This window comes from Roseateles sp. (assembly GCF_036486225.1).
GTDB lineage: Bacteria > Pseudomonadota > Gammaproteobacteria > Burkholderiales > Burkholderiaceae_C > Roseateles.
In genome coordinates, this window is sequence record NZ_DASVNZ010000247.1 from 1 (window position 1) to 8,330 (window position 8,330).

General features: G+C 68.4%; 10 protein-coding genes. 1 reads left to right on the forward strand and 9 read right to left on the reverse strand.

What is annotated here, in order from left to right; all coding sequences use genetic code 11:
* Positions 1-170: 170 nt before the first annotated feature.
* The 9 genes from VF536_RS16440 to VF536_RS16480 all read right to left on the reverse strand — a co-directional run bounded on the left by VF536_RS16440 (position 171) and on the right by VF536_RS16480 (position 7,636).
* Positions 171-1,124, reverse strand: a complete 954-nt coding sequence (locus VF536_RS16440; RefSeq protein WP_331615941.1) for a hypothetical protein — start codon at positions 1,122-1,124, stop codon at positions 171-173.
* A 302-nt stretch (positions 1,125-1,426) separates the two neighbouring features.
* Positions 1,427-1,906, reverse strand: a complete 480-nt coding sequence (locus VF536_RS16445; protein ID WP_331615942.1) for a RidA family protein — start codon at positions 1,904-1,906, stop codon at positions 1,427-1,429.
* A gap of 47 nt (positions 1,907-1,953) precedes the next feature.
* Complete coding sequence (locus VF536_RS16450; RefSeq protein ID WP_331615943.1) at positions 1,954-2,640, reverse strand: YoaK family protein; 687 nt, start codon at positions 2,638-2,640, stop codon at positions 1,954-1,956.
* The gene (locus VF536_RS16455) at positions 2,637-3,089 is read right to left on the reverse strand and encodes a DoxX family protein (protein WP_331615944.1); all 453 of its coding nucleotides are present in this window, start codon (positions 3,087-3,089) and stop codon (positions 2,637-2,639) included. The genes VF536_RS16450 and VF536_RS16455 overlap by 4 nt, the downstream gene beginning before the upstream one ends.
* A 55-nt stretch (positions 3,090-3,144) precedes the next feature.
* The gene (locus tag VF536_RS16460; protein WP_331615945.1) at positions 3,145-5,022 is read right to left on the reverse strand and encodes an amidohydrolase; all 1,878 of its coding nucleotides are present in this window, start codon (positions 5,020-5,022) and stop codon (positions 3,145-3,147) included.
* Entirely contained in the window at positions 5,015-5,287 is a 273-nt protein-coding gene (locus tag VF536_RS16465; protein ID WP_331615946.1) for a XapX domain-containing protein, read from the reverse strand. The genes VF536_RS16460 and VF536_RS16465 overlap by 8 nt, the downstream gene beginning before the upstream one ends.
* 67 nt (positions 5,288-5,354) lie before the next feature.
* Complete coding sequence (locus tag VF536_RS16470; protein ID WP_331615947.1) at positions 5,355-6,008, reverse strand: hydrolase; 654 nt, start codon at positions 6,006-6,008, stop codon at positions 5,355-5,357.
* A 32-nt stretch (positions 6,009-6,040) separates the two neighbouring features.
* A complete protein-coding gene (locus VF536_RS16475) occupies positions 6,041-6,862 on the reverse strand; it encodes an alpha/beta hydrolase (protein WP_331615948.1) in 822 nt (273 codons plus the stop codon).
* 141 nt (positions 6,863-7,003) lie between these two features.
* The gene (locus VF536_RS16480) at positions 7,004-7,636 is read right to left on the reverse strand and encodes a response regulator transcription factor (protein ID WP_331615949.1); all 633 of its coding nucleotides are present in this window, start codon (positions 7,634-7,636) and stop codon (positions 7,004-7,006) included.
* A 221-nt stretch (positions 7,637-7,857) separates the two neighbouring features.
* Here VF536_RS16480 and VF536_RS16485 point away from each other — a divergent pair.
* Positions 7,858-8,330, forward strand: a 473-nt coding sequence (locus VF536_RS16485; protein WP_414710394.1) for a hypothetical protein, incomplete at its 3' end; no start/stop codon positions are given.

Genomic DNA, 8,330 nt, shown 5'->3' on the forward strand with positions numbered 1-8,330 from the left:
GAAGTCGTCGACCGGCTTCGACGACATGGATGACGATATTCCGTTCTGACCGATCCCGTTCTGATCGCGCCGGCGCTCGCCTGGTCGATGTCTGAACGCAAGAGGCCCGCTGGCATCACTGCCGCGGGCCTCTTTCATTGCCGGTCAGTCAGCCGGCGTCCCTCATCACTTCAGAAGAAATAGCAGTTCGGCTGGATACGCGTGTTCGGGCAGAACACCTCGTCGACGTAGGTCCGCTTGTCCCACAGCGAGAAGTCATAGCCGTTGAAGATCAGCGAGAACACCGGGTCGTTCGAGGTCGCGATGTGCGCGTACCCCGTCGGGCCATGGATGTAGTGCTTCGGGTCCCCGATCGTCATCGTCAGGTCGATGGACCAGAACGCGTTCGCGAGGTCCGCCTTGAAGCTCGGCCACAGGTCCGACCCGTTCACGACGAACAGGTTGTTGGGCAGGGTGTCCAGCCCCATCAGCTGCACCGGCGCCAGCTTGCTGACTTCGCCCAGCGCGTTGTAGGCCGCGCGCACGCCGTCGGCGATGGCCTGGTCGACGTAGTGGTCGACGACCGCATCCACCACGATGTTGACGAAGGGGATCCAGTCCAGGCTGGTGTCGCAGGTGTAGCTCGGCGTCACCGAGAAGTTCTCGACGTTGGCGAAGGTGAACACGCCGGTGTACGGATCGATCGTGCCGTTGACGCGGGTCGACGAGTTGATCGTGGCCTGCACCGTGCAGCTCACCGAGATGCCGAGCTTGGACTGCTGCACCCGGACCGAGCCGGTCGCCTGCAGACCCCAGAACGACGCGACGCCGTTCTTCAGCTGGAAGTAGACCGGACCGTTGACGCTGGCCGACGCGCTGTTGGCGACGGCGCCGCTGACCGATTGCAAGGCGTCCTTGATCTTGGGCTGGATGCCCGACTTGATCTTGGCCATCACCGAGGCCTGCGCTTCGGCGATCGGCCGGTAGACGCTGCCGGCCTGGGCCTGGTCGAAGCGCGTGTTGCGGCCGTCCGGCAGGATCAGCGTGCCGCTGTAGATGTTGGTGCTGGCGAAGGCGGACAGCGAGGTCAGGCCGCTCAGGGCCATCGCGGCGATGACGCCGAATCGGGACAGAGTACGTTTCATGACAGAGAAGCTCCCTTGTTGAGTGGCCCAGCGACGGCCCCGTCCGGACACTCGGGCGCGGATCAAGCCGTGGGAGGACGCTCACGCCGCGACCGGACATGCGGCGGCCCAGCGAGGGTCGCGTCGCTTCATTCCTGTCTTGGTGGAGCCCTCCCTTGGGCTTGTCCGCGTTGTTGTCTGGTGTCGGACAGCGACGGCGCTTTCCGCGCCTGTCGCGGGGCCATGCTAGCGAGGGCTTTTCACGGCCTCGCGCAGTGGAAACCCTGTCAGGGATTCGAGCGTTCGAACTGAAGCTCGTCGGCTCACGCGTCCTTAACGACGCTGAGGGTCAGGTCCAGTTCCACGCTCGCGTTCTTCGGCAGCGCGTAGACCCCGACCGAGGTTCTCACATGCGTGCCCGCCTGACCGAGGACCTGCACCAGCAGCTCCGACGCGCCGTCGGCCACTTCGCTCAGTTGGGTGAAGTGCTCGGCGCACTGCGTGAACACGTTGAGGCGCAGGATCTGCTGCACCGCGTCCAGCGATCCGAGCGAACGCTGCAGCAGCACCAGCGCGCGCATCGCGCAGATCTTCGCGGCGTGCTGGGCGCGGGCCAGGTCCACCTCGGCGCCGACGCGGCCGGTGACCACCACGGTGTCCTTCACGCGCGGCACCTGGCCGCTCACGTAGACGGTCTGGCCGTCGCGCATCAGCGGCTGATAGTTGCCGCCGGCCTTGATCTCGCCGTCGAAGTCGTAGCCCAGTTGCTGGGCGGCTTGGGTGAGGGCCTGGTCTCTGCTCATGGTGTGCTCGTCGGATGTCGAATGGGAATGGTCCCATTCTGACGCGCTCACCCCTTGTGATCCGTCCTCACGTCCATCACCACCAGGCCGACGAGCATCACCAGCGGTAATAGCAGCGACCAGAACTTCCACCCCGCATAGGCGAAGGCGCCGGACAGCGCCCCGACCGCGAAGGCCAGCACCGGCCAGATGAAGCGCTTCAGCCGGTCCCGCACCTCCGGTCCCGCGGCGCCGCGCAGCAGGTCCACGCTGTCGATCACGACCTGCGTGACGTTGCCGGTCATCACCGTCGTCGGCGTCAGCGCTGGCCAGGCCAGTCGCCCCGCCGCGTTCTGAACGCCCATTGCGGCCGTCATGAACAGGCCCGTCGCCATCGCCCACGGCGCATCCGGCGCGAGCGCCGCACCCGCCGGCACGCTGCAGACCAGCGCCACCAGCAGCAGCACCGTCTGCATCACCAGCAGCGGCCGGCTCGCCACCGTCTTGGTCCGCTCGCAGCGCAAGGCCACCAGGCGCGACAGCGCCACGGCGACGATGAAGGTCGGGAACACCAGCAGCTTCAGCAGCACGCTGTTGGCGCTCGCGCGGCTCAGCTCCGCACCGATCAGCACGAAGTTGCCCGTCACGTGCGCCGTGAACAGCCCGAACAGCGCGACGAAGCCCACCGTGTCCACATAGCCGCCGATGAAGCCCAGCGCGAGGCTCGCCAGCAGCAGCTTCTTTGCGCCGGTCATGCTGTCCCCTTGCGCTCGAGCACCGCGATCCTCGCCGCCATCGCCAGTGCGCAGATCAGCCCGAGGTGCTCGAAGAACGCGTTCTTCGCCATGAAGCGCGCCTGCCCGTCCAGGGCCCAGAAATTGTTGGCGACCAGCATCGCCACCAGCGTCAGCACGCCCAGCGCGCCGGCCGCGAGCCACACCTGGCGGTTGACGATCAGCAGTACCGAGCCGATCAGCTCCACTGCGATCGCCAGCACCGCCCACAACGCCGCCGGCTGCAGGCCGAAGTGCGCCTGCTCAGCGACCGCGCCGGGGAAGTCCATCGCCTTGTCGATGCCGCCGATCAGGTAGGCCGAGGCCAGCCCCACCCGAAGCAGGCACCCGAAGGTGGGCCATTGGAGGATCCGCTCCACCCATTGCGGGGCGACGGGGGAGGAGGTCTTCATCGCTTGGAATTCGCTCATCTCAGCTTGTTCATCACAGGTCGCTCTTCACAGCGCGCTCACCGCATGCGGCCGATCACACCGCCCAGCACGCGCAGCCCAGCGCGCCCCAGAAGCCGCGCAGGTCCGACGCCGGAATCTCCGACGCCCACGCGTTCGCATGCGCATGGCCGTGGACACCGCAGGCGGTGTCGCAGCACGCGACGCGCTGCATCGCCGCCTGCAGCGGCTTGCCTTCTGCGCCCCACGCACCGTAGCCGCCGAAACGCCGCACCGGCGACCAGTCCGGCATCGCCGGCGGCGGCGCCGAGTCGTCGAGCTCGGCGAATTCGCCCGCGCCCCACACCACCTTGCCGCCGACCATCGTCAGCAGTGCGCTCGTGTCGGCGATCTCCGATTCCGGGCAGCCGAAGAAATCGCGGTCCGGCACGACCAGGTCGGCCAGTTGTCCCGCAGCGATCTGGCCCTTGTTGCCCTGCTCGTTCGAGAACCAGGTGACGTTCTCCGTCCACATCCGCAGCGCCGCCTCTCGGTCCAGGCAGTTGCGCTGCGGCGTGATCTGCAGCCCGCCGACGGTCCGTCCCGTCACCAGCCACGACAGCGACACCCACGGGTTGTACGAGGCCACCCGCGTCGCGTCCGTCCCCGCCGACACCTTCATGCCCCGGCGCAGCATCTCCGCCACCGGCGGCGTCGCCTCGGCGGCGCGCGCGCCGTAGCGCTCGACGAAGTACTCGCCCTGGTAGGCCATGCGGTGCTGCACCGCCACGCCGCCGCCCAGCGCGGCGATGCGATCCATCGAGCGCGTCGAGATCGTCTCCGCATGGTCGAAGAACCAGTTCAGCCCGTCGATTGGCGTGTCGCGGTGGACCTTCTCGAAGACGTCGAGCGAGCGCGAGATCGTCTCGTCGTAGGTCGCATGCATGCGCCACGGCCATCGGTTCTGGACGAGGATGCGCACGACCTCCTCGAGCTCGCCTTCCATCTGGTCCGGCATGTCCGGCCGCGGCTGACGGAAGTCCTCGAAGTCGGCGGCGGAGAACACCAGCATCTCCCCCGCGCCGTTGTGGCGGAAGTAGTCGTCGCCCTGCTTGTAGGTGACCGATTGCGCCCAGTGGAGGAAGTCCTCCTTCTCCTGTCCCGCCTTCTGGGTGAACAGGTTGTAGGCCAAGCGGATCGTCAGCTGTCCGGCGTCGGACAGCTTCTGGATGATCTGGTAGTCCTCGGGATAGTTCTGGAATCCGCCGCCGGCGTCGATCGCGCCGGTGACGCCGAGCCGGTTGAGCTCGCGCATGAAGTGGCGCGTGCTGTTGAGCTGGTACTCGGGCGGCAGCTTCGGACCCTTGGCCAGCGTCGCGTAGAGGATGGACGCGTTCGGCTTGGCCAGCAGCAGGCCCGTGGGGTTACCCGCGGCGTCACGCAGGATCTGGCCGCCCGGAGGCTCGGGCGTCTCGCGCGTGTAGCCGACGGCCCGCAGCGCGGCGCCGTTCAGCAGCGCGCGGTCGTAGAGGTGCAGCAGGAAGACCGGCGTGTCCGGCGCAAGGGCGTTGAGCTCGTCGATGGTCGGCAGGCGCTTCTCGGCGAACTGGTGCTCGGTGAAACCGCCCACCACGCGCACCCACTGCGGCGCGGGCGTGATGTCGACCTGCGCCTTCAGCATGGCCATCGCGTCGGCCAGGCTGCGCACGCCGTCCCAGCGCAGCTCCATGTTGAAGTTGAGCCCGCCGCGGATGATGTGCAGGTGGTTGTCGATCAGGCCCGGCAGCACGCCGCGCCCCTTCAGGTCGATGCGGCGCGTCGAAGCGCCCGCGAGCGCCAGGATCTCCTGGTTCGCGCCGACGGCCTGGAAGCGGCCGTCCTTGATGGCCACGGCCGTGGCGCTCGGCCGCGTGCGGTCCAGCGTCGTGAAGCGGCCGTTGAACAGCACCAGGTCGGGCGTGGTCGTCTCAGACATCGTGGGTCTCCGTGGTCTTCCTTGCCTTCTCGCAGCCCGGCATCTGCCCGAACATGTGCGGGCGCACCTTCTGTTCGATCCAGCTCGCCTGGTGCGTGTCGCGCTGCAGCCATTGACGCACCAGCGGCGGGATCTGCTCGCCGGCGAGTATGCCCAGCAGACCCACGAGCGCGATCACCGGCGGCGCCGGCGATCGCACGTTGAGCACGCCGTAGATCACCCCGACCAGCAACCCGACGGCGGCCGACAAAACGTATGCATTCATGAGAGCCGCCTTCCTGCGGATGTGCCGATCGGGGAAATGCGTCTGCGCAGACGCGTGACGACGCCGATCAGCCCTCGTGGGCGCCGAACATCGACTTGGCGTAGTGGATGCCGATGCCGTACGAGCCGCCGACCTTCTTCGCGATGCCGGTGGTCAGCTCGTAGGTCTCGCCGCGCGCCCAGTCGCGCTGCAGCTCCAGCAGGTACTGCAGCGCCGTCATCGGCTGCGCGCCAGCCTGCACCATGCGTTCGACCGCGCGCTCATGCGCTTCGACCGAGACGTCGCCGCAGGCGTCGGTGATCACGTAGACCTCGAAGCCCTGGTCGAGCGCCGAGAGCGCCGGACCCACGATGCACACGCTGGTCCACAGGCCCGCCAGCACGATGCGCGGCTTGCCGATGCGGTTGATCTCCTCGATCACCGCCGCGTCCTCCCAGGTGTTCATCGAGGTGCGGTCCAGCAGCTTCTGGCCGGGGAAGGGCGCGGTGATCTCCTCGAACATCGGGCCGGAGAAGCTCTTTTCGGCCACCGTGGTCAGGATGGTCGACACGCCGAAGCCGGCGGCCGCCTGTGCCACCAGCGACGCATGGGTGCGCAGCTCGTTGGCGGAGATGGAGTGCGTGGCGAAAGCCATCTGCGACTGGAAGTCGATCAGGACCAGGGTGTGGTCCTTCGGGTTCAGCAACTTGGCGCCGGGGGTGGGCTTGGCGATGGGGGTCATGGAACTCTCCGTCAGGGAATGGGGGAAATCGGTCAGGACTTGGCGAACGCCAGCAGATCGGCGTTCAGCTGGTCCTTGGCGGTCACCGCCAGGCCGTGGCTGCCGCCCTTGTAGACCTGGAGCGTCGCCTTCGGCGCGAGCTTCACGGACAGCTCGGCGGAGTGGCCGATCGGGACGATCTGGTCGTCATCGCCGTGGATGATCAGCGTGGGCACGTCGATCTTCTTGAGGTCTTCGGTGAAGTCGGTTTCGGAGAACTGCTTGATGCAGTCGAACTGCGACGCGAGCGAGCCCTGCATGCCCTGCAGCCAGAAGCTGTCGCGCGCGCCCTGCGACACGACGGCGCCGGGGCGATTGGCGCCGAAGAATGGCGTGGTCAGGTCCTTGTAGAACTGCGAGCGGTCCTTGCGCACGCCGTCGCGGATGCCGTCGAAGACCTCCTTGGGCAGGCCGTCCGGATACGCGGCGGACTTCATCATCGTGGGCGGCACGGCGCCCACGAGCACGACCTTGGCCACGCGCTTCGTGCCGTGGCGGCCGACGTAGCGGGTGACTTCGCCGCCGCCGGTCGAATGGCCGACCAGGATGGCGTCCTTGACGTCCAGCTCGTCGAGGACCGCCGCCAGGTCGTCGGCGTAGGTGTCCATGTCGTTGCCGTTCCAGGTCTGGCTGGAGCGTCCGTGGCCGCGACGGTCGTGCGCGATCACGCGGAAGCCGTGCTGACCGAGGAACAGCATCTGGTCTTCCCAGGCGTCGCTGCTGAGCGGCCAGCCGTGCGAGAAGACGACGGGTTGGCCGGCGCCCCAGTCCTTGTAGAAGATCTGGGTACCGTCCTTGGTAGTGACGTAGCTCATGGGGGCTCCTGGCAGGGGGTGGGTATCGCCCCATCGTAGGAACCGTCGCGTACCGCTACCAGCCGCCGATGGCGCACCCGCCGCTCTCCCGTCGGAGGCAGGCGGGCGTGACAACCCCGTTGCGGCCGGGAGCCGGACGGATCACAGGCGCAGCAGACCGCGCTTGAGCGCGAGCACGACGGCATGCGTGCGGTCGCGCGCGTCGAGCTTGGACAGGATGGTCTTGACCCGCGCCTTGATGGTGTCCTCGGACAGCGAGAGCAGGCCGCCGATCTCGCGGTTGCTGCGGCCCTGCGCGATGTGCTCCAGCACGTCGATCTCGCGGCCGGAGAGCTGTTCCTGGCCGGCGTGGGCGGCGATCTCCTGCGCCACCTCGTTGGGGATCCAGCGGTTGCCGCGGTGCACGGCGCGGATCGCGTCCAGCAGCTCGGTGCGCAGCTGCGTCTTCAGCAGGTAGCCGCTGGCGCCCAGCTTCAGCGCCTGCCAGGCCTGGCCGTCGGACTTGAAGGTGGTCAGCACGATCACCCGCGCGGCCGGGCTCAGCGCGCGCAGCCGCGCCAGCGCCTCCAGCCCGTCCATGCCCGGCATCTGGATGTCCATCAGCGTGACGTCGGGCCGCAGCCGTTCGAAGGCCTGCAGGCCCTGCCAGCCGTTGTCGGCCTCGCCCACCGGCGTCATGTCCGGCTGCTCGCCCAGCACCGCGGCGATGCCCTCCCGCATCAGCGGGTGGTCGTCGACCGTCAGGACGCGGATGGGTTCGGACGCGGGCAGCATGGCCGCGATCATAGGGTCGCCCCCTGCCGGACGTCCCTGTTCCAGGGGGCCGATACCCTTTCGGGTAAACGTTGTCGACTCGACCGGGGCTATCGCGGTGCAGCATCGCTTCCGATGATCGGCGCAGTCTCTGAGGGGAGCGCTTTCAAGCCCTCCCCGGCGCCCGTCCTCCACGGTCCGCCTTGCCCCTTCACCGTCCTTCACCGCCCCGGGAGCCGTCCATGTCCCTGATCGAGCGCCTCCATGCCGTCCCGGACGCCGTCCTCGACGCCATCGTCCTCCACCGCAACCCGCTGCTGCGCGCCGGCATCGCCGCCGCGCTGTCGCCGTTCTTCCGCGCCCACGATGCCGGCGACGACGCCGGCCTGATCGCCGAGTCCGGCGTGCTGCCGACGCTCGCCGCCGGACCGTCCGGTCGCGTCGAGCCGATCCGACTCGTCGTCGCCGACCATGAGGGCGCCCTGCAGGCGCTGGCGGGCCTGCCGCGGCGCACGTCCCTGGTCGGGCTCGGCGCGAACGCCAATCACGGCAATCACGGCAGCCATGGCGGATTCGGCGGTCCTGCCGGCGGCGGCGGCCTGCCCGGTCCGCATTGGCTGGTCGTCAGCCCGGTGGCGCACGGCGGCCGGGTCCGCCAGGCGATGGCCGCGGGCGTGCTGGGCTACGTGCACGCCGCCTGCGCGCTCGAGGAGTT